This window comes from Halomonas sp. THAF12 (genome assembly GCF_009363675.1).
GTDB lineage: Bacteria > Pseudomonadota > Gammaproteobacteria > Pseudomonadales > Halomonadaceae > Halomonas > Halomonas smyrnensis.
The window spans coordinates 1,964,687-1,985,329 of sequence record NZ_CP045399.1; the positions used below are offsets into that span (position 1 = coordinate 1,964,687).

General features: G+C 70.1%; 17 protein-coding genes. 2 read left to right on the forward strand and 15 right to left on the reverse strand.

Features of this window, described 5'->3' with window-relative positions; all coding sequences use genetic code 11:
* Nucleotides 1-5: 5 nt before the first annotated feature.
* Nucleotides 6-1,277: an O-acetylhomoserine aminocarboxypropyltransferase/cysteine synthase family protein gene (locus FIU88_RS09150; protein ID WP_152478996.1), complete on the reverse strand. Its 1,272-nt coding sequence runs from the start codon at nucleotides 1,275-1,277 to the stop codon at nucleotides 6-8.
* Between the two features lie 332 nt (nucleotides 1,278-1,609).
* Between FIU88_RS09150 and csiR the strand changes: the two genes are divergently transcribed.
* Nucleotides 1,610-2,296: a DNA-binding transcriptional regulator CsiR gene (gene csiR, locus FIU88_RS09155; RefSeq protein WP_152478997.1), complete on the forward strand. Its 687-nt coding sequence runs from the start codon at nucleotides 1,610-1,612 to the stop codon at nucleotides 2,294-2,296.
* A gap of 97 nt (nucleotides 2,297-2,393) precedes the next feature.
* On the forward strand, nucleotides 2,394-2,612 hold the full coding sequence (locus FIU88_RS09160; protein WP_016854991.1) for a ribbon-helix-helix protein, CopG family: 219 nt from the start codon (nucleotides 2,394-2,396) through the stop codon (nucleotides 2,610-2,612).
* 7 nt (nucleotides 2,613-2,619) lie between these two features.
* Here FIU88_RS09160 and FIU88_RS09165 read toward each other — a convergent pair whose 3' ends face one another.
* From FIU88_RS09165 to FIU88_RS09230, 14 genes are all read right to left on the reverse strand, one after another.
* The gene (locus FIU88_RS09165; RefSeq protein ID WP_152478998.1) at nucleotides 2,620-3,576 is read right to left on the reverse strand and encodes a biotin-dependent carboxyltransferase family protein; all 957 of its coding nucleotides are present in this window, start codon (nucleotides 3,574-3,576) and stop codon (nucleotides 2,620-2,622) included.
* Complete coding sequence (gene pxpB / locus FIU88_RS09170; protein ID WP_152478999.1) at nucleotides 3,573-4,292, reverse strand: 5-oxoprolinase subunit PxpB; 720 nt, start codon at nucleotides 4,290-4,292, stop codon at nucleotides 3,573-3,575. The genes FIU88_RS09165 and pxpB overlap by 4 nt, the downstream gene beginning before the upstream one ends.
* On the reverse strand, nucleotides 4,289-5,056 hold the full coding sequence (locus FIU88_RS09175) for a 5-oxoprolinase subunit PxpA (RefSeq protein ID WP_026068421.1): 768 nt from the start codon (nucleotides 5,054-5,056) through the stop codon (nucleotides 4,289-4,291). Before FIU88_RS09175 ends, pxpB begins: the two co-directional genes overlap by 4 nt.
* 72 nt (nucleotides 5,057-5,128) lie before the next feature.
* Entirely contained in the window at nucleotides 5,129-6,013 is an 885-nt protein-coding gene (locus FIU88_RS09180; RefSeq protein ID WP_152479000.1) for a hypothetical protein, read from the reverse strand.
* Nucleotides 6,010-7,269, reverse strand: a complete 1,260-nt coding sequence (locus FIU88_RS09185) for a hypothetical protein (RefSeq protein WP_152479001.1) — start codon at nucleotides 7,267-7,269, stop codon at nucleotides 6,010-6,012. The genes FIU88_RS09180 and FIU88_RS09185 overlap by 4 nt, the downstream gene beginning before the upstream one ends.
* On the reverse strand, nucleotides 7,266-7,892 hold the full coding sequence (locus FIU88_RS09190; protein WP_026068422.1) for a hypothetical protein: 627 nt from the start codon (nucleotides 7,890-7,892) through the stop codon (nucleotides 7,266-7,268). The genes FIU88_RS09185 and FIU88_RS09190 overlap by 4 nt, the downstream gene beginning before the upstream one ends.
* 41 nt (nucleotides 7,893-7,933) lie before the next feature.
* Nucleotides 7,934-11,614 carry an ATP-binding protein gene (locus FIU88_RS09195; protein ID WP_152479002.1) on the reverse strand — a complete coding sequence of 1,227 codons (3,681 nt, stop codon included), beginning with the start codon at nucleotides 11,612-11,614 and terminating at the stop codon, nucleotides 7,934-7,936.
* A 314-nt stretch (nucleotides 11,615-11,928) separates the two neighbouring features.
* A complete protein-coding gene (locus FIU88_RS09200) occupies nucleotides 11,929-13,785 on the reverse strand; it encodes a protein kinase (protein ID WP_152479003.1) in 1,857 nt (618 codons plus the stop codon).
* 19 nt (nucleotides 13,786-13,804) lie between these two features.
* Nucleotides 13,805-15,106, reverse strand: a complete 1,302-nt coding sequence (locus FIU88_RS09205) for a 2-oxo acid dehydrogenase subunit E2 (RefSeq protein ID WP_152479004.1) — start codon at nucleotides 15,104-15,106, stop codon at nucleotides 13,805-13,807.
* A gap of 22 nt (nucleotides 15,107-15,128) precedes the next feature.
* Complete coding sequence (locus tag FIU88_RS09210; protein ID WP_152479005.1) at nucleotides 15,129-16,106, reverse strand: alpha-ketoacid dehydrogenase subunit beta; 978 nt, start codon at nucleotides 16,104-16,106, stop codon at nucleotides 15,129-15,131.
* A 1-nt stretch (nucleotide 16,107) separates the two neighbouring features.
* Nucleotides 16,108-17,313 (reverse strand): thiamine pyrophosphate-dependent dehydrogenase E1 component subunit alpha, encoded by a 1,206-nt coding sequence (locus FIU88_RS09215; RefSeq protein ID WP_152479006.1) that lies wholly within the window; start codon nucleotides 17,311-17,313, stop codon nucleotides 16,108-16,110.
* Nucleotides 17,314-17,675: 362 nt separating this feature from the next.
* On the reverse strand, nucleotides 17,676-18,437 hold the full coding sequence (locus tag FIU88_RS09220; protein ID WP_152479007.1) for an ABC transporter permease: 762 nt from the start codon (nucleotides 18,435-18,437) through the stop codon (nucleotides 17,676-17,678).
* Nucleotides 18,430-19,374 carry an ABC transporter ATP-binding protein gene (locus FIU88_RS09225; protein WP_152479008.1) on the reverse strand — a complete coding sequence of 315 codons (945 nt, stop codon included), beginning with the start codon at nucleotides 19,372-19,374 and terminating at the stop codon, nucleotides 18,430-18,432. Before FIU88_RS09225 ends, FIU88_RS09220 begins: the two co-directional genes overlap by 8 nt.
* Nucleotides 19,371-20,639 (reverse strand): ABC transporter permease, encoded by a 1,269-nt coding sequence (locus tag FIU88_RS09230; RefSeq protein WP_253742460.1) that lies wholly within the window; start codon nucleotides 20,637-20,639, stop codon nucleotides 19,371-19,373. The genes FIU88_RS09225 and FIU88_RS09230 overlap by 4 nt, the downstream gene beginning before the upstream one ends.
* Nucleotides 20,640-20,643: the final 4 nt, after the last annotated feature.

A 20,643-nucleotide genomic window follows, 5' to 3' on the forward strand; every position in this document is an offset into this window, starting at 1 on the left:
GGCGATCAGGCCGAGGCCGCGAGGGCCTGGTCCAGATCGGCGATGAGGTCGTCGATGTGCTCGATGCCGATCGACAGCCGCACCATGTCGTCCGTCACGCCGGCGGCCTTCAGCTCCTCGTCGTTGAGCTGACGATGGGTGGTGGCGGCGGGGATCGAGGCACAGCTCTTGGCGTCGCCGATGTTGACCAGCCGCAGGATCAGCCCCAGGGCATCGTAGAAGCGCGCGCCCGCCTCGCTGCCGCCCCGGATACCGAAACTGAGTATTCCCGAGGCGCGCCCCTGCATGTAGCGGCTCGCCAGGGCATGGTCCGGATGATGCTCGAGGCCGGCATAGTGCACCCAGGTGACCCGCGGATGGTTCTCCAGATGGCGGGCCACCGCCAGGGCGTTGTCGCTGATGCGCTCGATGCGCAATGCCAGGGTCTCGAGCCCCTGCAACAGCTGCCAGGCGGACTGGGCAGAGAGCGCCGCGCCCATGTTGCGAAGTGGCACCACCCGGGCGCGCCCGATGAAGGCGGCCTCGCCCAGATCCCGGGTATAGCAGACGCCATGGTAGGAGACGTCCGGCTCGTTGAGCAGCGGGAAACGCTCGGCGTGATCGGCCCAGGGGAAACGCCCCGAATCGACGATCACCCCGCCCACGGTGGTGCCGTGCCCGCCGATGTACTTGGTGGCGGAATGGATGACCACATCCGCCCCGTGCTCGATGGGCCGGCACAGGAAAGGCGTGGGCACGGTATTGTCGACCATCAGCGGTACGCCATGGCGGTGGGCGAGCTCGGCCAGCCGCGCCAGGTCCACCACGCCTCCGGAGGGATTGCCGACGCTCTCGCAGAACACCGCCTTGGTCCGGGCGTCGATCAGCCCCTCCAGCGCCCCGAGGTCGTCCTTGTCGGCGAAGCGCACCTCGATGCCCTGGCGCGGCAGGGTATGGGCGAAGAGATTGTAGGAGCCGCCGTAGAGTTCGCTGATCGAGACGATGTTGTCACCGGCCTCGGCCACGGTCTGGAGGGCGTAGGTGATGGCCGCCATGCCGGACGCCACCGCCAGGCCCGCGATACCGCCCTCCAGGGCCGCCACACGCTGCTCCAGTACGGCACAGGTCGGATTCATGATCCGAGAGTAGATATTGCCTTCTACCTTGAGATCGAAGAGGTCCGCCGCATGCTGGGCACTGTCGAAGGCGAAGGAGGTGGTCTGATGGATCGGCACGGCGACGGCATGCTGGTCGTCGGGGGCATAGCCGTGATGCAGGGCGAGCGTTTCGGGCTTCATGACAGCTCCTTGGGCGGAAGACGAGACGTTAGAGGGCGTTGCGAACAATACTAATCCAACGCGGATTCCGAGGTATCTTAGCGTTTCGTCTGTCGAAGCCCTCCCGACGAGCAGGGGACACGCGAGAGTCCCCTGCCGACCCTCGCCTGACACCTCGACTCGCACCATCGCCCGCGCGGCCGCGTACGCCACGGGCGGCGCTTCAAGGCCGAGCATCGATCGAGAATATCCACGTTCCGAATAAATGACGAAGGCCGGGGCAAGTGGCGACGATTCTCATGGCTCACGATGATCAAGTATCATGACCTCCCATCACAGGGAACGGCGGCATCATGGACAGCACCCCTCGACAGAACCTCGGCATCAGCGCCTACCGCTGGCTCAAGCAGGACATCATCCGCGGCGTCTACCCGCCGGGCGAGAAGCTGCTGATGAGCCGGCTCAAGGAGCGCTACGATCTCGGCGTCGGCCCGCTGCGCGAGGCGCTGTCGCAGCTGGTCGCCGAACGGCTGGTGGTCGCCATCAGCCAGCGCGGCTACCGGGTCGCGCCGATGTCGCGCGAGGAGCTGGCCGATCTCTATGATGCCCGCGCCCAGCTGGAGGGCCTGATGCTGGAGCTGGCCATCGAGCGCGGCGACGACGCCTGGGAGGCCGACGTGCTGGCCAAGGCCCATACCCTGGCCAAGGTCATGGAGGTGCACAGTCCCGAGGAGATGCTCGACGTCTGGGACACTCGCCACCAGGCCTTCCACACCGCGGTGGTCGCCGGCTGCAACTCGCCCCACCTGATGCAGGCGCGCCAGGGGCTGTTCGACCAGGTCGAGCGCTATCGCCACCTTTGGCTGCAGGAGACGGTGCTCTCCGACGAGGCTCTGGCACGCAAGCGCGAGGAACACGCCGCCCTGGTCGACGCCATCCTGACCCGCGACGCCGAGCGCTCACGATCCATGATGCGCGAGCACCTGATGACGCCGGTGCCGATCATCCTCGATGCGATGCAGCGCCGGGGGCTGGCATAAGCCGAGGCCGTCGTGACGGGATCGTATTGACCGCGGTCATCGTGTTGTCACGGAAGTCGGGGGATACTCGTCCTGACCCCACGGAGGAGTGATCGCCATGCCCCTGCCCCATCTGCTGCACCTGACCCGCGACCAGGAACTGCGCCTCGAACGCCTCGCCGAGCGCTGCGGGCTGCCCCGCCACGAACTGCTCGAGCGCCTGGTCACCGAGGGCATCGCCAATCTCGAGAGTGAGCTGATGATCGAGGGCGCCGGCCTGCGCCGCGCCGAACGCAGCATCGACCAGCTGCTGCGCGAGAGCGGCCTGGGCGCCTGAGCCGAGCTCAGTCGAACGCCTGACGAAAGCGTCGGTGCTCGGCCAGCGCCCGCTCGGACGACACCGCCTCAAGGCGCAGCTCCTGGCCCGGCAGGCACTGCGCCAGCCGCGCGCAGGCAAGCGGCGTCAGCGCCCCCAGGCGTGGATAGCCGCCGATGGTCTGGCGGTCGTTGAGCAGCGCGATGGGCTGGCCGTCCGGCGGCACCTGCACGGCACCGAGGCTAAGCCCCTCGGAGATCATGCTGGTCAGCCGACAGCGCAGCGTCGGCCCGCGCAGGCGCACGCCCATGCGGTCGGCGCGGTCGTCGACCCGCCAGACCGTATTGAAGGCCGCGGCCAGGCTCGCGCCCTCGAACTCGGCGATCTGGGCCCCCGGCAGCAGCGACAGCCGCGGCATCGCCGCATAATCAGGCCGCGCTTCCGCGGGCGCCTCCCGCTCGTCGCCGACCGGGTGCTCCCCTGCCTCGCTGCCGACGTGCAGGAGATCGCCCTCGGCCAGGGCGTGCCCCCGTCCATCGTGGCCGCCGAGCCCCTCGCGCACCACGCCGGCCAGGCTGCCGAGCACCGGCTCGGCCCGAAAACCGCCGGCCACTGCCAGATAGGCGCGCAGCCCGCCGACCGGCTGGGCGAAGCGCAGCACCTGGCCGGGACGCAGGCGAAGCCGCTGCCAGGGCGCGAGCGGCCTGTCATCGAGGGTCGCGCCGAGATCCGCACCGGCCAGCGCCAGCGTCAGCTCGCGCTCGGCCTCCAGTGCCAGACCGCCGAGCGTCACTTCCAGCGCCGCCGCCCCCCAGGCGTTGCCGGCCAACCGGTTGGCCCAGGCCCAGGCATGCAGATCGGCGGGGCCGCCCTGGGTCACGCCCAGCCGGCGCACGCCGAAGCGCCCGGCGTCCTGCAGCAGCGCCAGTGGCCCCGGGCGCGTGACCCGCAGCCCCGCCACGGTATCCCGTATCACCGCCGTCATCGCCTGTCCTCCATGGTCGTGACATCGGCGCCCAATCGCACCAGTTCCTCCTTCGAGACCGGCACGAAGCGCACCCGGTCGCCCACCCGGAGCAGGCTGAAGCCGTCACGGTCGCGGTCGAACAGCCGCGCGGCGGTGCGCCCGATCAGGTTCCAGCCCCCCGGCGAGACGGCGGGATAGGCCGCGGTCTGGCGCCCGGCGATGCCGACGCTGCCGGCGGGCACCCTCTTGCGTGGCGTCTCCAGGCGCGGCGTCTCGAGCCGTGGGTCGACGCTGCCCATGAAGGCGAACCCCGGCGCGAAGCCCAGCGCATAGACGCGATAGGTCACCTCGGCATGCCGTGCGATGGTCTCCGCCACGTCGAGCCCCGCCCGCTCGGCCAGGGGCACAAGCTCCGGGCCGACGCTCTCGTGATACCAGGTCGGAAGCTCATGCACCTCGCCCTGGGCATCCGCCTCGTCGGACGCCAGCGCGGCCAGCGTCTCGGCGAGACGGGACCGCGCCTCGCCGGGCGTCATCCGCATCGGATCGAAGATCACCAGCAGGGTGGTATAGGACGGCACCAGGTCCACCAGGGCGTCGCCGAAGGCCGCCTCGCAGTCGCGCACCAGGGCGGTGATCCAGGGCAGGTTGGCCTCGTCGATGGCCTCGAACAGCCGCACCAGCCAGCCGTCGAGCCCCGCCGACTCCAGTCGCGGCAGCCCCGGGGCGCTCATGGGTTCCCCTCCTCGGGCGCATCGTCCTGCTGGAGAGCCTCGCGAATGGCCTGGATGGCGGCGATCGACTCGGCGTTGTCGCCATGCACGCAGAGGGTGTCGGCCGCGAGGATCAGCGCGCTGCCATCGCGGGCGACGAGGGGCTCGCCGCGGGCGATGCGACGCGCCTGGTCGACGATCACGGCCGGGTCATGGTGCACGCTGCCGGTCTCGCGCCGCGACACCAGCCGCCCCTCGCCGTCGTAGGCGCGATCGGCGAAGGCCTCGAACCACAGGGTGACGCCGAAGCGATCGGCCAGCTCGCGGGCGGCCGAATCGTCGCGGGTGGCCATCACCATCAGCGGTAGCTCGGCATCGAAGGCGACGAGCGCGCGCATGACCCCGGCCAGGATCTCGGGATCGCGCATCATGTCGTTGTAGAGCGCCCCATGGGGCTTCACGTAGCCCACCGACAGGCCCTCGGCGCGACACACGCCGGACAGCGCCCCGAGCTGGTAGAGCACCAGGTTCTCGATCTCCTCGGGCGTGCAGGCCATGTGGCGCCGCCCGAAGCCCACCATGTCCGGATAGGCCGGATGCGCGCCCACGGTGACGCCGTGCTTGCGCGCCAGGCGCACCGTCATGCGGATCACGTCGGGGTCCGAGGCGTGGAAGCCGCAGGCCACATTGGCCAGGTCCACGTGAGGCATCACCTCGGCGTCCATGCCCATGGTCCAGGCACCGAAGCTCTCGCCCATGTCGGCATTCAGCAGCAGTTTGCGCATGCGTCTCGTCTCTTCCTCCGTCATCGTCTCCTCATTAAAACAGGCCCACGGCGCGGCGTCGTCTCTCATTCCTCACGCCGCCTTGCCGAGCGCGACGCCAACCAGCGACGCCGCGAACCACTGCTGAAGCAGCCCGCGCTGTTCATCGAGCAGCAGCGCCAGATGGCCGCGCAGCGGATGCTCCCCGGGCAGCGTGTCGCGATACCGCAGCAGTCGGTCTCGATAGCGCGCCTGCTTCGCCGGCAGATGAAGCGCCGTGGCATGCTGTTGCAGCCAATCAAGCGGTGGCAGCAGCCAGTGCGTGGCACCGCTGCCGAGCGCGATATCGAGCCCCTTGAGGTCGAAGTCGCCGACGCAGGCATGGGGCCGGCCGGTGGCCGCCCAGGCCTCCGCCAGCCGGGCGAAGCCGCCGCCGTAGTGGCGGTCGCCGCGATAGACCACCAGCGGCCTTGGATACGCCGACAGCGCCGGGTTCTCGGGCGTGAAGGCGTAGAAGCTGTCGAGGTTCTCGACCTGCACCAGCACATCGAAGGCGGCCGGCGTGATGGCACGCCAGTCGATATCCCGGCACTCCCGCTCGCCACCGGCGATGCCCGGCCAGGGTGCACGAGCCGGGAGGCTGACCAGCACCCGTGACTCGCGCGGCGCCTCGCGCACGCTCTTCGCCTCCCAATAGCCATACTCGGCCTGCTGCGCGGTGGTCAGCCCGCTCAGATCGGCCGCCAGCGGCGGCTGGCCCTGCACCTCTAGCTCGGCGTCGATGGCCTCCAGCAGCTCGCAATCGAGACGCAGCCGAGTGCGGGTCAGGCGCGCCCCGGGCTCGATGTCCCAGGCCTCGCACCAGGCGACGATCCGCTTCACCACGGGGCCGTTCGGCTTGTCGACGTGGGCAGCAAGGCGCAACTTGCCGGCCGCGTCGCGCAGCAGCTCGCGTTCCGCCTCCGAGAGCGTGGTCATGCGCGCTCCTGTCGCGCGGGGGCGAGCTGAAGGCTGACGTCATGAATCAGCCGCACGTCGTTGAAGGCGGCCGCGCGGGTCTCCTGCTGGCGCAGCCGGAAGGCGGCCTGCTCGCGCCGGGGCAGGCCCTGGAACTCGGCGAGCACCTGGAACAGCCAGATCTCCTCGCCCCACTCGAGCTCGCCGGCCTCGAGGTACTCCAGCGCGCTCAGCGGCTCGCCGTCGCCCTCGACCACCGACAGATAGAAGCGTTCGACGTCCTCCCTCAGCGCCTGCTGACGGGCGGCGACCATCGAGTCCTCGTGACGCTCGGCGGCCACGGCGGCGGCGACGGGCTCCGGTGACGCCGCGGGCCGCGGCAGGTCATGCAGCAGCCCGGTGACGACCCGGGCGTCCGGGGCGTGATCGAGCGCCACCGCGCCGGCGGCGATCAGCGGCGCGGCGCGATTGACCAGCGCCGGCACTTCGCTGCGCCGGGCGTAGTTGCCGGGCACGAAGCCCGGATGCTCGCGCAGGAAGGCGGCCATGCCCGCCACCAGGCGACTGCGCGACTGCTGCTGGCGGAAGCGCGTCATCAGCTCGATCAGCCGCCGCTGCACCTCGCGCAGGCTGGTGTAGTGCTGGCTCAGGCGATGCTGAAGCTGGCTGACCAGCAGCTTGCGCAGCGCCCCGTCGGCCCCCACCAGGTCGATCAGCTCGTCGAAGTCGATCAGCGCCAGGCCGTCGAGCAGGCGCACGATCTGCTTCTGGGCGCGGTCGTTCTCGCGGATCTTGTCGGCCAGCCGGCTGACGAAGCCGAAGTCGCTGTTGAGGCGCCGCCACAGGCTGTCGATGGCGTCGGCGAAGCGGCCGTCGAGGTCGTCCACCGCCTGGCGCAGGCGCAGCAGCTGCTGCTCCTGGCGCCAGTACTCGGCGCCGTCACGGGCCTCGCGATAGCTCTGCACCAGGCCGCGCATCAGCTCCAGGGTCTCCGCCACGTCGGCGTTGACGTGGCGGCGGGTCTCGTCGGCCAGCATCTCGGCGATCAGCTCGCGCACCTTGGGCGCGAGCTTCACCCCGGCCTGCTCGTCGGGCCGCCACAGGATGCGCGCCGACAGCAGCCGATTCAGCGCGGTGGTGGAAAGGCCCTCCAGCGGCACCTCGTCGCGCACGTAGCCGGCCATCAGCGCCTCGGCGTGCTTGCCGAGCAGCGCCAGCCGCTCGGCGCCGGTGCCGAGCAGTCGGTTGTCCAGGGCGTCTGCGTCGCTCGCGCTCACAGCAGCCGCTCCTGGGCCTCCGGGGCCTGGTCGTCGACGGGCAACTGCTCCTCGTCGCGGATGAAGCGCACCAGCTCGATCAGGTAGTCGATCTTGGCGGTGGCAATGAAATAGTGGCGATCGGCGTGGGGCTGGCGCAGGTAGCCGCGCTCGCGCAGGCGCTTGAAGACCTGCTTGATCTGGGCGTCGAGCTGCTCGCTCTGGGAGCCGAAGAAGGGATCGGTGGCCAGGCGTTCGAGGCGCTCGCGCAGCCCCTGATTGTCCTCGCAGCGCGAGCTGAAGTCGGCCGGCTTGAGCACGTCGCCGGGCGACACCGGGCCGTCGCGGCCGAGCGCCTCCTGCACCAGCTGCAGCCATTCGAGCATCGGCAGCAGGCTGCCGACGGTCTCCGCCAGCTGGCGGGAGAGCTGGTCGCGGGCACCCTCGTCCAGCTGGCGCCAGGCCAGGAAGTAGACGCTGCCCTCGTCGTTGCTCGCCAGGCGGCGGTTGAGCGGGCGCAGGTAGGCGTCGAGGCGCTCGCGGGTCGCCTCGTCCTGCAGGCGGCGGAAGGCGGTGTCGTCGCTGACCGCGCACAGGAAGTCGCCGGCCAGCAGGCGCTCCAGCAGCGGGCCCAGCTCCACCATGGAGCGGTCCGTCATCGGATTCTCTGACATCATGTCCTCGCTCATGCCGGTGCCTCCTGACGATCGTTGTGGCGGTCCTGCAGGCGCTGGGCCAGGCGGCTCAGGCGCGGTTCGATGCGCTTGAGCCGGCGCTTGTCCGGCGCGGCCTCGTCGCGGTCGATCAGATAGCGGTGCTGGAACAGCATCAGCACGTCCGACTCCGGATTGGGGAAGGCGCCGACGATATGGATGCGGTTGTTGTCGCAGGCGTCGAACAGCTTCTCGACGTTGTGGTACGCCAGGGTGCCGATCTCGTCGATGGGCCAGTGCACGGCGACCTCGGCCGGGCCGCGCAGCAGCCGGGTGAAGGCCAGCAGGAACTTGCACAGGATCAGATAGGCCATGCCGTGGCTGGAGGACTCCAGCAGCTGGCGGTCGTTCCTGATCACCAGATCGGCGCCGCCCTCGTTGAGGTGCAGCTCCAGGCGCAGCAGGCTCTCGACGCTGTACTGCTGGTCGCTGCGCAACAGCTCCACCACGTCGCCCAGGGCGTCGAGGTAGTCGTCGTCCGGCAGCGCGCGGCCGCCGTCGCGCCACTCGCGATAGCGCTGGGCGAAGCGCTTGAGCGGCTCCCAGAACCCGAGCTCGTCGATGGTCGACTGGATCTTCACCTCGGCCTTGCCGATGCCCTCGAGCCTCAGGTCGTCGGCCACCTCATCGGAGAGGCGCCGGCTCTGGGCGTTGATGCGCCGGTTGAGGTCGCGGAACACGGTGAAGAACTTGTCGAGATCGTCGCCGAGATTGCGCCCTTCCTGCAGCAGCTGCTGCTGTTGCCCCTCGAGCAGCTGCAGCATGTCGGCCAGCACCGCCAGCAGGCGGCGCGGACCGGTGTCCTCGAGCTTGGCACGCTCGGCCTCCAGGGTGTCCTGGAAGTCGGCGCTGGCGCCCTTGATCAGGTCGGCCTCGATCTTCTCGCAGCCTCGGCGCAGCGCGTCGAGCGCGCGGGCGTGGTCGGCGAGCGCCTGGCGGACGCGCTCGATCCGCTCGTCGACGTCACCCGGTGCCTCGCCGAGCGGCTCGCTCACCGGCGCCAGGGTCAGCCCCTCCAGGGTCTCGAGCAGCGGCGCCAGGGTCTCGACCAGCGCCTGCTCGGCCTCGCGGCGGGTCTTGAGTTCGCCGACGGCCGCCCGATGCTCGCCCCGGTCGGCGTCGAAGGCGTCCTTGAGCGTCTTGCGCTCGCGTTCGGCGGCCTGTTGCGCCTGGCTCAGCTCCGCTTCCCGTGCCACCAGCCGCGGCTTGCGCTCGCCCCAGTCGAGGCGCATGAAGCGGGCGTAGGCATCGAGCTCGTCGCGCCGCGCCTCGGTATCGTGGATGCGCTGTCCCAGATCCTCGATCTGGGCACGGGTCGCCCGGACCTGGACCGGGTCGACGCCGCGATCGGCCAGCTCGCGATCGAAGGCGGCCTCGAGCTCCTCGCGCTGACGGCGGTTGTCCTCCCGGATCTCGCCGAGCTGGCTGCGATACTGCTCGATCTGTCGGTCGACGCCGGCCAGCTGGCCCTGATGATCGGCGGTGAGCTCCATGCGCTGGGCACGGTGGGTCTCGTCCAGCGTCGCCAGCGACTGATCGCGCTCCTCGCGCAGCGCCTGCTGCGCCGCTTGCTGCTCCTCGAGGGCCCGACGGCGGCTCGCCTGGCGTTCCTGCTGGGCCTGCTGATGACGCAGCTGGCACTGGCTGCGGGCCTGGAGAGCGTAGTCCACCTCCTCGGCGGCGCGGCGCTTCTCGCCGCCCGCCCGCTCGAGACGCGCGTCGGCCTCCTGCACCCTGTCGTGGCCGGCCCTGAGCGCCTTCTCGGCGTCCTGCTCCGCCGCCCGGGCGTCGGCCAGCGCCTGCTCGGCGGCGGCGATCTCGGCCTGCAGGCCGGCCTCGTCCTGGGCATGATCCGGCAGCGCGATGGCAGCCAGGTCGAGGGCCAGGCCGTGGAGGTCGTCGCTGGCGTCGTCATTGAGCTGCGGTGAGAGATCGCGCCGCTCGAGCAGCGCCGGCGCCAGCACCTTGCCGAGGGTCTGTTCCCAGCCGGGACGGTGGTGGCGCAGGAAGTGCCGCAGGCTGCCCTGGGCCGGGTCGCGCTGCACCTCCAGGGCCTCGAGGCGGGCCTCGGCCCGGGCCCGCTGCTGACGGGCCCGGTCGAGCTCGCGCTCGGCGTCGGCGCGGGCACGCTTGTGGCCGTCGAGCTCGCCGCGCAGGGTGTCGAGGGTGGCGGCGATGGCGTCCTGGGCACTTCTGGCCTCGTCGACGCGCAGCTGGGCCCGCTCGGCCTCGCGGGCCTCCTCCTCGGTCTGGGTGCCGTGGGCGAGCTCGGCCTTGAGTTCGGAGAGGCGCGCGGTGAGCCGCTCGATCCGCTCGCGGTAGTCGCCGTCCAGCGCCTGGCGGCGGGTCTGGTAGTCGGCGTCGAGGCGGCTCTCGGCCTCGCGCTGGCTCTCGCGGCGGGCTTCCTTCTCCTCGCCGAGGGCGTCGATCTGGGCCTGGAGCTCGTCGCGGCGGCGCTCGAGCTGATCGCCGAGCTCGACCAGCCGCGCTTCCAGGCGGGCCTTGCTCTCCTGCACCGCCTGCTGCATGAACTCGAGGTGGTCGCGCAGGCCCTGCTGCTGCTCGCGCCACTGGGGCAGCGCCTTGAGGTCCTGCTCCAGGCCGGGCATGTCGGCCTCCTCGAAGGCCTCGAAGCGGCGCTGGAGATCGTCGAGCTCGGTGCGGGTCTGCTCGAGCTCGCTGCCCATCTCGCTGAGGCGGTCGTTGACGTCCTGACGCGCCTGCTCGTAGGCCTGCTCGCGGGCCTGGAAGTCGCGCTGGCGCTCGCCGATCTGCGCTTCCAGATCGGCCCGGCCGCGCTCGGCCCGGGCGCGGTCGGCCTCGAGCTGGGGACGCAGCTGCCACAGGCCGGCCTCCAGGTCGGCGATCTCGCGATCCTGGCGCTGCAGGTCCGAAAGCGCCTGCTGCAACGGCTCGAGGCGCATCGACTGGCGCATGCGGGCGATCCACTCCCGCGCCTTGGTGTTGCGGATGCGGGTCATCGGCAGCTCGACGCCGTCTTCCTCGAAGATCGCCGCCAGCATGGTCTTGAGGGTGTCCATCTTGCCCTCCTTGGCATGCACCGCCGAGACCAGCTTCTCCATGTGGCGGATGCGCCGCCCGGCGCGCACCAGGCTGAAGCGGGCGGCCACCTGGCGCAGCTTCAGGCCCTCGCGGCGGCCGCCACCGCTGCCGTGCTGGGTGAAGTCGTTCTGGATCACCGCGCGGTATTCCGAGGTGGCGCCGAGCTTGTGCGACACTTGGGTGCCCTGGCGGCGCAGCCCCTGGTTCCACTGGGCGTAGTCGAGGGCGACCACGCCGCCCTCGGTCTCGACCAGGTAGTCCTCGGGGCGATAGGGCGCGCCGACGAAGCGATACTCGACGCCGCCCTCGCTCTTGCGAGTCAACACCGCCTGGCAGACGTCGCCCTCCTCGCGGCGATATTCATAGACCAGATAGCTGTTGCGATGCGGCAGGTAGAAGGCATCGAACTTGCGCCGGGTCTTGGGCACCACCCGGTTGGGCAGCTCCCCGTAGAAGACCGGCACCAGGCGCTGCAGGGTCGTCTTGCCCGAAGCGTTGGTGCCGCAGATGTTGGTGTGGCCATCGACATCCAGTTCGACCACCCCCTCGAGATGACCGTGGATCATCACGATGCGTAACAGCTGAGCCATGCGGCGTCCTTGATCTTTGCTGACAGTCGCGAGCGCCGGAACATGTGGGGCAACGCCGGGGGCAAGCCTTCACGAGGACGCGGTAAACCCGTCCCTGGGCGCTTCTTTTGACCTGCGGCGCTATCGCATCCTGCTCCGCTTGCAGGGCCTGTGCTGGCCTTCCCTGGCCAACCCGTTCGGCGGAATCCGCCTCACCCCTAGTCAAAAGAACCTCACTCCGCCTTGCCCCCGGCCCCCGATGTCTGGCTAACAGAAGGCGCTCCAAGGCCGCCTATCTTGCCAGAGTGAAGGCGTAAGCTCATGGCCGAAAGGCCCTAAGGACGGCCTTCCGTGTCAGCCAGCTCCCTCATCGCCGCCAGGGCGGCGCGCGGGTCGCGGGGATAGAAGCGCTCCGGCTGGCGGGCCACGTGGGCGAAGACGCGGGTGTCCTTGTAGGGCATCTTCATGAAGCCCGAGACGCCGAGCCCCTCGATGCGCCCTACCGCGGCGAGGATGTCATCCAGTCGGCGGCGGAATTCGGCCTCCCGGGACGGGTCGAGCAGCCGGTAGTGGCTATGGATCTTGAGGTGCTCGGGCAGCGCCTCGAAGATGATCATGCCGGTGTGGTGGATCTCGTTGAGCGCCTCCAGCGAGGCGATGATGGCCTCGGGCAGCACCAGGAACTCCTCCGGGTCCGGGCCGTCCTCGAAGTAGCTGTGCAGCCGCGAGCGGTCCTCGAGCTCCGGCACCGCGCTGACCTCGTAGGCCAGCCGAAGGTCGGGCGGCATCACGAAGGGGCGATCCGGGCCTTCGCGGTCCAGGTGCAGGGTATCGCGGGCGTTGAACAGGCAGCTCTTGAAGATGCCGCGGCGGTGGATGCCCCGGGCCAGGCTGACCATGTTGTTGACCGCGGCGATGAAGGCCGGCTTGAGCTCGGGGTCATGCAGGTTCAGCGACGAGTCGATGTAGACGCCGTCGGCCTCCCAGCGCACCGCCAGCCCGCCCACCACCGGGTACTTGCCGAGCCGGCTGACCGCGGCGAGAAAGGCCTTCTCGGTCTCGCCCATGCCCTGCATGAAGTTCCGATAGTAGCGGTCGAGCTGCACGTCGTTGACGTCGCTGAGGGTCTCCCGGCCGTCCTCCTCGCGCAGGAAGGCCTTGCGCGAGCTGTAGACCACGGTGTCGATCTCACGGTCGGCGGCCCGGGCCCATACCGGCACCAGCGGCGCCTCGGGCGGGCTCGGCAGGTCGAGCATCACCAGCCGCGACAGGCGCGGCATCTCGCGCAGGAAGTGATCGCCGGCCTTCATGCGGGTGCGTGGGTCGGGGTCGAGCATGCCGTCGAGCATGCGCGCGAACTCCATGGGCAGGCCGAGCGAGGTGGCCGGAATCGCGCGGTGACCGAAGCGGCACGACTGGGCCGAGGCCAGCGCATAGAGGGTGCCGGCGGCGCCCTGCTCGTCGAAGCGTGGCGACGACAGCGCGCCATTGAGCTGATCGTCGCCGATGAAATAGACGTCGCCCAGGCGGGCGTTGGTCTGCTGCAGGTTGTCCGACATCAGCTCCATGACGTTGGCCGAGACGAACTGCAGCTCGGCGTCGAGCTGGGCGAACACCGAGGAGCCCCAGTCGATCAGCGCCACGCTCTCGTCGCGTTCGTCGAACACCAGGTTGGAAGGCTTGATGTCGCCGTGGACGATGGGCCGGCCGGAGGGGCCTGACTCGCGGCGCAGGGCGCGCAGGATATCGGCCAGCTGGGCGGCGATATGCACCACCCGCCGCGGCGACAGCCGTCCCTCGCGCAGCGAGACCTCCTCCAGGTTCTCGCCGGGCGCGCGCTGCATCACCAGGATCGACTGGTGGCGCACCCGCTGGAAGACGATCAGCCGCGGCACGCGGGGATGGGCCACCTGCTCCAGCATGAAGGCCTCTTCCTCGAGGCGGTCCTGCAGCGACTGGGGCAGGTTGACCCGGGTGAACTTGAACACGTACTGCTCGCCGCCGGCGGTGAGGCCGGCGAACACGAAGCCGTAGGCGCCCTTGCCGATCAGTTCGATCTCCCGGTAGCCCAGCTGCTCGAGCTGGGCCTGGCACAGCGCCACCCACTCCCGCAGCTTGCGGGCATCGTGGTGGCTCAGCAGGTAGACCGACTGGTCTTCCGGGATATAGAACTGCTGCAGCGGCTGGGTCATCGTTCCCCCGAGGCGATCCTCAGCTCAACTCGAGCAGCATGGTCTCCGGGTCCTCGAGATACCCCTTCCAGGCGTTGCAGAAACGCGCGATGGTGCCGCCGTCGAGCAGGCGGTGATCGCCGGCCCAGGTCACGGTCATGATCGCCCGGCGGGTCACCTCGCCGGCGTCGTCGAAGCGCGGCAGCCACTGGCTCTTGCCGATGGCGACGATCGCCGCCTCGGGGGCGTTGATGATCGGCGCGGCGTAGGTGCCGCCGAGGGCGCCGATGTTGGAGATGCTGATGGTGCCGCCCTGGAGATCCGCCTGGGCCACGCGCCCTTCCCGCGCCGCGCCGGTCAGCCGCTGGATCTCGCCGGCCACGTCCAGCAGGCTCAGGCCTTCCACGCCCTTGACGTTGGGCACCATCAGGCCGGCCCGGCCGTCCACCGCCATGCCGATGTTGCACGATGGCAGGTAGTGGATCTCGTCGCCGGCCTCGTTGAGCCGGCTGTTGAGCAGCGGATAGTCCCGGATCGCCAGCGCCATGGCCTTCATGAAGAACGGCATCAGGGTCAGCTTGATCTCCCGCGCCTCGGCCCGGGGCTTGAGCCGCTCGCGCAGCGCCAGCAGCGCGGTGACGTCGATCTCCTCGCCGTACTGGAAGTGCGGGATGGTCGAGGCCGCGGCCACCATCTGCCGGGCCATGGCCGCGCGCACGCCGCGCAGCGGCTCGACGCGAATGTCCTGTTGCCCCTCGCCCCGATGCTCCCCCCGGGTATCGCCCGACGCGGTCGCGCGTCCGCCCTCGATCAACGCCAGCACATCCTCCTTGAGCACCCGGCCGTCCTTGCCGGAGCCGGGGACGTCCTCGAGGCGCAGGTCATGCTCGCGCACCAGGCGGCGCACCGCGGGGCTGGCCGGAATCCGGCCGTGGGGACCTTGCCCGGCCGCGGCCCGCTCGGGTCGCTGCTGCCCGGCCGGGCACACCTTACCCGCCCGCGGCGCCGGCGCCTTAACGCCGGACGCTCCGGTGTCGGTATCGGCGCCCGCCTGCGGGGACGGCGCCGATGCCTCGTCGTCTTCCGGCTCGGCGGCCGGCTCGCCGTCCGCCGTCTGGTAGGCGAACAGCGGCGCGTGGACCTTGGCGATCTCGCCCTTGGGCACGTGCAGTCGGGTGACGCGCCCGGCCTCGGGGGCGGTGATCTCGACCAGCGCCTTGTCGGTCATCACCTCGACCACCGGCTGGTCCTCCTCGATGGCGTCGCCCTCGGCGATGCGCCACTCGACGACTTCACACTCCACGATACCCTCGCCGATATCGGGCAGCTTGAACTCGGTCATCGTGCTTGCTCCTGTCCTGGACTCAGTAGTGGACGCTCTCGCGGATGGCCTCGAAGACCTTGAGCTGATCCGGCAGATACTCCTTCTCCAGCGTCAGCGGGAAGGGCGTGTCCAGGCCGGTCACGCGCAGGATCGGCGACTCCAGGTACAGGAAGCAGCGCTCCTGCAGGGTGGCAGCGATCTCGCCGGCGAAGCCGCCGGTCTGCGGTGCCTCGTGGGTCACCACCAGCCGGCCGGTCTTGAGCAGCGACTCCGCCACGGTGTCGGCGTCCCAGGGCAACAGCGTGCGCAGGTCGATCACCTCGCAGGAGATACCCTCCTTCTCGGCCAGCTCCACCGCCTGGTCGATGACCTCCATCTGGGCGCCCCAGCCCACCAGGGTGACGTCGCTGCCCTCCTTGGTGACCTCGGCCTCGCCCAGCGGCAGCTGATAGTCCTCCTCCGGCACCTCGCCGGTGGAGGCGCGATAGAGCCGCTTGGGCTCGAAGAAGATCACCGGGTCCGGGTCGCGAATGGCCGCCAGCAGCAGTCCCTTGGCCTCGTAGGGATTGCGCGGCACCACGATCTTGAGCCCCGGCGTATGGGTGAAGTAGGCCTCCGGCGACTGGGAGTGATAGTGGCCGCCGGAGATGCCGCCGCCGTAGGGCGCGCGGATGGTCAGCCCGCCGACGTTGAACAAATCGCCGGAGCGATAGCGGAACTTGGCGGTCTCGTTGACGATCTGGTCGAAGGCCGGAAAGATGTAGTCGGCGAACTGGATCTCCGCCACCGGCACCGAGCCCTGGGCGGCCAGGCCGTTGGCGAAGCCGATGATGCCCTGTTCCACCAGCGGCGTGTTGAAGCAGCGCGCCCGGCCGTAGCGTTCCTGCAGATGGCTGGTGGCGCGGAAGACCCCGCCGAAGCCGCCCACGTCCTCGCCGAAGCACAGCACCTTCTCGTCCTCGGCCATGGCGATGTCCAGGGCGTGGTTGATCGCCTGCAGCAGATTCATGGTCGGCATGTCAGGACTCTCCCTCGTCGTCGGTGCGGCTCAGCTCGGGGTCGAGGAAGCGCGCGCCCTTCGGATAGGCCTCCGGATGGCGGCGGATATGCGCCTTGAGCGCGTCGAGCTGATGCTGCAGGTCCGGCGTGACCTCGGCATAGACGTCGGTGACCAGCGTCTCCAGGGGCGGCGGCGGGCGCTTCTCGGCGCGCTTCATGGCCTCCAGCACCTCGCGGCGCAGCCGCTCCTGCAGCTCCTTCTCCTCGTCGTCGCTCCACCAGCCCTGGTCGCTCATCCAACGCTGCATGCGCAGGATCGGGTCCTTCTCGCGCCAGGCTTCCTCCTCCTTGCGCGAGCGATAGCCGGAGGGATCGTCCGAGGACGAATGCGCCGCCAGGCGATAGGTCATGGCCTCGATCAGCACCGGCTTGTTGTGCTCGACGGCGATGCGCCGGGCCTCCTGGGTCGCGCGATGGACCGCCAGGATGTCGTTGCCGTCGACGCGGATCACGTGCATGCGATAGCCGAAGGCCCGCGGCGCCACGCCGTCGGCGGCGAACTGCTCGATGGCCGGCGTGGAGATGGCGTAGCCGTTGTTGCGGCAGAAGAAGATCACCGGCACCTCGTGCACCGCCGCCATGTTCAGGGCGGCGTGGAAGTCGCCCTCGGAGGCGGCGCCCTCGCCGAAGAAGGTGATGGTGCACTTGCCCTCACCGGCCAGCTTCTGGCCGTAGGCATAGCCGGTGGCCTGGGGAATCTGGGTGGCCAGCGGCGAGGAGATGGTCATGTAGTGGAGCTTGCGCGACCCGTAGTGGATCGGCATCTGGCGCCCCTTGCCGTAGTCGAGCTCGTTGCCGAACAGCTGGTTCATGAACTCGTCGAAGGTGAAGCCGCGATAGACCAGCGCGCCCTGCTCGCGGTACTGGGCCATGATCATGTCGGCCTCGTCGAGCGCCGCGGTGGCGCCGATCACCGCGGCCTCCTCGCCGGTGCACTGCATGTAGAAGCTGAGCCGGCCCTGGCGCTGGGCGGCCATCATGCGCTCGTCGAGCACCCGGGTGGCGATCATCGCCCGGTAGATGGCACGGGCCTCGTCGCGCTCGAGGGTCGGAGCCTCGGCGCCCTCGCAGAGGGTGCCTTCCTGGGTCAGCACCCGATAGGTGGGAATGCTGAACTCGTCACCGGCCAGGAACTCCGGCACGTGGATATCTCGCGTCGTGGTCATCGTCGTGATCCTTACCCCTTTTGGGGGCAGTGTTGTCGCTCTTGTGTCGGACCGCCAGGGGATCACCCGGGCGTCGATCAACGCACAGCAATGACGTTAACGTAAACTGAAAACCTTCGATAGCACGACGAAAGTCACACGGCCGTGATCCCTGACACCGAGAGCCAGTCCAGGCGGCGCCCCTGCGCCATGGGTGAGGAGCATCACTCCGGACGGGCTGGCCATGGACGGCCAGCACCGGTACTGCAAGCAGAGCAGGATGCATAGAGCGCAGCTGGGCATCGGGAGCGACAGGAAGTCGTTATCGCGTCTGCGCGAAGCCGGGTCCTTGGATGCCTGAACGGCGGCCCAAGTCTGGCGCGTCAGCGTTCTTGAGCGGTGCCCGGCTGCAGCCGGGCGAAGACGCTGTCCACGGTCAGCGCCAGCAGCCCGATCAGCAGCGCACCCTGCAGCACGTAGGCGGTGTTGCCGTTGACGATGCCGGAGATGATCGGGTCGCCCAGGTTGCTCGCCCCCACGGTGGCGCCGATCGCCGCGGTGGCGATATTGATGGTCACCGAGGTGCGGATGCCGGCCAGGATTACCGGCGCGGCCAGGGGCAGTTCCACCTGGCGCAGCAGCTGGCCGCCGGTCATGCCCATGCCGCGGGCCGCCTCGCGCACGCCGGGATCGACGCCCTCCAGCCCGGCCAGGGTGTTGCGCACGATCGGCAGCAGGCCGTAGAGCAGCAGCGCGACGATGATCGGCAGGGTACCGAAGCCCAGTACCGGCACCGCCAGCGCCAGCACCGCCACCGGCGGGAAGGTCTGCCCGATCGAGGCCAGCTGGGCGACCAGCGGCAGGAAGTCGCGGCCGGCGCGGCGCGTGACCGCCACCGCGGCCCCGACGCCGATGGCCACCGCGGCCAGCGCCGCGACGGCCACCACCAGCAGGTGACGCCCCAGCAGGGTCAGGAAATCGGCCCGGGCATAGACGACGCTGCGGCTGTCCGGCTCGACCAGCCGGAAAAGGCCCTCGAGCCACGGCATGCCCACGCAGGCGGCGATCAGCAGTGAACTCCAGGCCAGCGGCACCAGCCAGCGCCGCCCTCCCCCCGTCACCAGGCGACTCACGGCCTCACTCATGATGCTTCGCCCCCACCAGCTGGCGCAGCGACAGCTCGCCGACCGGCATGTCCTCGTCGTCGACCACCGCCAGGCGCTCGGCGTGGCGCCACAGCATCATCGACAGCGCCTCGCGCAGGGTGGCATGGCGGGAGATGCGCTCCCGCGGCAGCAGCCGCGGGCTCAGCGGCATCATCCGCTCGCCGACGGTCAGCAGCGCCGCCTCCTTGAGGCCACGGTCCTCGCCGCCGAGCAGCGATTCGACGAAGGCGTCGGCGGGCTCGCGCAGCAGCTCGAGCGGATGGCCCTGCTGGCGGATGCGGCCGCCGTCCATGACCACCAGCCGGTCGGCCAGCCGCAGCGCCTCGTCCATGTCGTGGGTGACGAAGACGATGGTCTTCTGCAGCCGCGACTGCAGAGCGCGCAGTTCGTGCTGGAGCGTCTCGCGGGTGATCGGGTCCAGCGCCCCGAAGGGCTCGTCCATCAGCAGGATATCGGGATCGGCGGCCAGCGCCCGGGCCACGCCGACCCGCTGGGCCTGGCCGCCGGAGAGCTGACGCGGATACTTGCCGGCGAACTCCTCCATCGACAGGCCGAGCATCGCCATCAGCGCCTCGACCCGCTCGCGGATCCGCGCCGGGGGCCATTTCAGCAGCCGCGGCACCAGGCCGATGTTGCGCGCCACCGTCCAGTGCGGAAACAGCCCGGTGCTCTGGATCGCGTAGCCCATGCGCCGGCGCAGGGTCTCCTCGCGGAAGTCGCGGATCTGCTGGCCGTCGATGTGGATCTCGCCGTCGCTGTGCTCGATCAAACGGTTGATCATGCGCAGCGTCGTCGACTTGCCGCACCCGGAGGTGCCCACCAGCACGCACAGCTCGCCGCGTTCGACGCGCAGCGAGATGTCGTCCACCGCGGTGGTGTCGCCGAAGCGCTTGGACACGCCGATGAGTTCGATCATGTGGCCTCTCCCTGGCGTGTGAGGTCGGTCAGGGCGCCCAGCAGGGCGTCGGCGATCAGCGCCATGACCAGGATCGGCAGGGCGCCGAGCAGCACCATGTCCATGGCCGCCTGCCCCAGCCCCTGAAAGATGAAGGTGCCGAGGCCGCCGGCGCCGATCAGCGCGGCCACGGCGGTCAGACCGATGGCCTGCACGGTGGTGATGCGGATGCCCTCGAGGATCACCGGCGCCGCCAGCGGCAGACGCACCTGGCGGAACACCTGGCCGCGGCTCATGCCCATACCGCGAGCGGCATCGATCACGCCGGGGTCGACCTCATCGAGGGCCACGAAGGTGTTGCGCACCATCGGCAGCAGGCTGTAGCCGACCAGCGCCAGCAGCGCCGGCGCGGCGCCGATACCGCTCACGCCCAGCGCCGCCAGCCACTCGACGTGGGCACCCAGCCAGGCCAGCGGCGCCAGCAGCAGGCCGAACAGCGCCAGGCTGGGGATGGTCTGCAGGAAGTTGAGCACCGCGAAGCCGAGCGTTCGGCAGCGCGCCCAGCGGCGCATGGCCAGCGCCAGGAGCACGCCGAGCACCAGGCTGACGCCGACGGCGGCGCCGACCAGCAGCAGATGCTCGACGATGGCGGCGATGAAGCCGTCGCGGCGGGCCAGGAACTCCTGGCGCAGCGCCAGCGGTGCGAGACCGAACGTCAGCCAGGCGGCGAGGCTCGCCAGCGGCACCAGCAGCAGCGACCAGCCCAGGGTCCGCGGCAGCGCCAGCCGTGTGCGCAGCTCGATCAGCGCCAGCAGCAGCAGGAACAGCGCCACCCAGACCCCGGCGCCGACGCCCATGCGCGCCTGGGGCAGATCGGCATCGACCAGCCGCGCCGACGCCAGCGCCAGCCAGGCCGGCAGTGCGGCGAGCATCGCCACCGCCAGCCCCAGGGCCCAGCGCAGTCGACGCCGGTCCGGGCCCCAGGCCAGCGCCAGTGCGGCCAGCATCGGCACCAGGCTGAGCAGGAATCCCGGCCAGCCGGCCACGTCCCAGGCGGCGTGGCCCTGGCCGGGCACGATGCGATTGGGCGCCACGCTGACGGCATCGAGCCCGCTCCAGGCGACCAGGGTCGCCAGCAGCAGGCTCACGAGCACGACGTTGGTGCGAGGCGAGTCCCCGTTCACCGCTTCCTTGTTGATCACTTCCTTGTTCACCACTTCGGCGTTCACCCCACCCTTGCTGCGCTCTTCGGTGTCTGACGATCCCGACTCGCTCTCACGGCTCATTCAG

Excerpts from the sequence above, each read along its gene's own strand:
- FIU88_RS09210 (WP_152479005.1), bottom strand. The coding sequence starts at position 16,106 with ATGCCGACCATGAATCTGCTGCAGGCGATCAACCACGCCCTGGACATC.
- FIU88_RS09150 (WP_152478996.1), bottom strand. The coding sequence starts at position 1,277 with ATGAAGCCCGAAACGCTCGCCCTGCATCACGGCTATGCCCCCGACGAC.
- FIU88_RS09195 (WP_152479002.1), bottom strand. The coding sequence starts at position 11,614 with ATGGCTCAGCTGTTACGCATCGTGATGATCCACGGTCATCTCGAGGGG.
- FIU88_RS09175 (WP_026068421.1), bottom strand. The coding sequence starts at position 5,056 with ATGCGCAAACTGCTGCTGAATGCCGACATGGGCGAGAGCTTCGGTGCC.
- csiR (WP_152478997.1), top strand. The coding sequence starts at position 1,610 with ATGGACAGCACCCCTCGACAGAACCTCGGCATCAGCGCCTACCGCTGG.
- FIU88_RS09165 (WP_152478998.1), bottom strand. The coding sequence starts at position 3,576 with ATGACGGCGGTGATACGGGATACCGTGGCGGGGCTGCGGGTCACGCGC.
- FIU88_RS09180 (WP_152479000.1), bottom strand. The coding sequence starts at position 6,013 with ATGACCACGCTCTCGGAGGCGGAACGCGAGCTGCTGCGCGACGCGGCC.
- FIU88_RS09225 (WP_152479008.1), bottom strand. The coding sequence starts at position 19,374 with ATGATCGAACTCATCGGCGTGTCCAAGCGCTTCGGCGACACCACCGCG.
- FIU88_RS09190 (WP_026068422.1), bottom strand. The coding sequence starts at position 7,892 with ATGGTGGAGCTGGGCCCGCTGCTGGAGCGCCTGCTGGCCGGCGACTTC.
- pxpB (WP_152478999.1), bottom strand. The coding sequence starts at position 4,292 with ATGAGCGCCCCGGGGCTGCCGCGACTGGAGTCGGCGGGGCTCGACGGC.
- FIU88_RS09220 (WP_152479007.1), bottom strand. The coding sequence starts at position 18,437 with ATGAGTGAGGCCGTGAGTCGCCTGGTGACGGGGGGAGGGCGGCGCTGG.
- FIU88_RS09230 (WP_253742460.1), bottom strand. The coding sequence starts at position 20,639 with ATGAGCCGTGAGAGCGAGTCGGGATCGTCAGACACCGAAGAGCGCAGC.
- FIU88_RS09200 (WP_152479003.1), bottom strand. The coding sequence starts at position 13,785 with ATGACCCAGCCGCTGCAGCAGTTCTATATCCCGGAAGACCAGTCGGTC.
- FIU88_RS09160 (WP_016854991.1), top strand. The coding sequence starts at position 2,394 with ATGCCCCTGCCCCATCTGCTGCACCTGACCCGCGACCAGGAACTGCGC.
- FIU88_RS09205 (WP_152479004.1), bottom strand. The coding sequence starts at position 15,106 with ATGACCGAGTTCAAGCTGCCCGATATCGGCGAGGGTATCGTGGAGTGT.
- FIU88_RS09215 (WP_152479006.1), bottom strand. The coding sequence starts at position 17,313 with ATGACCACGACGCGAGATATCCACGTGCCGGAGTTCCTGGCCGGTGAC.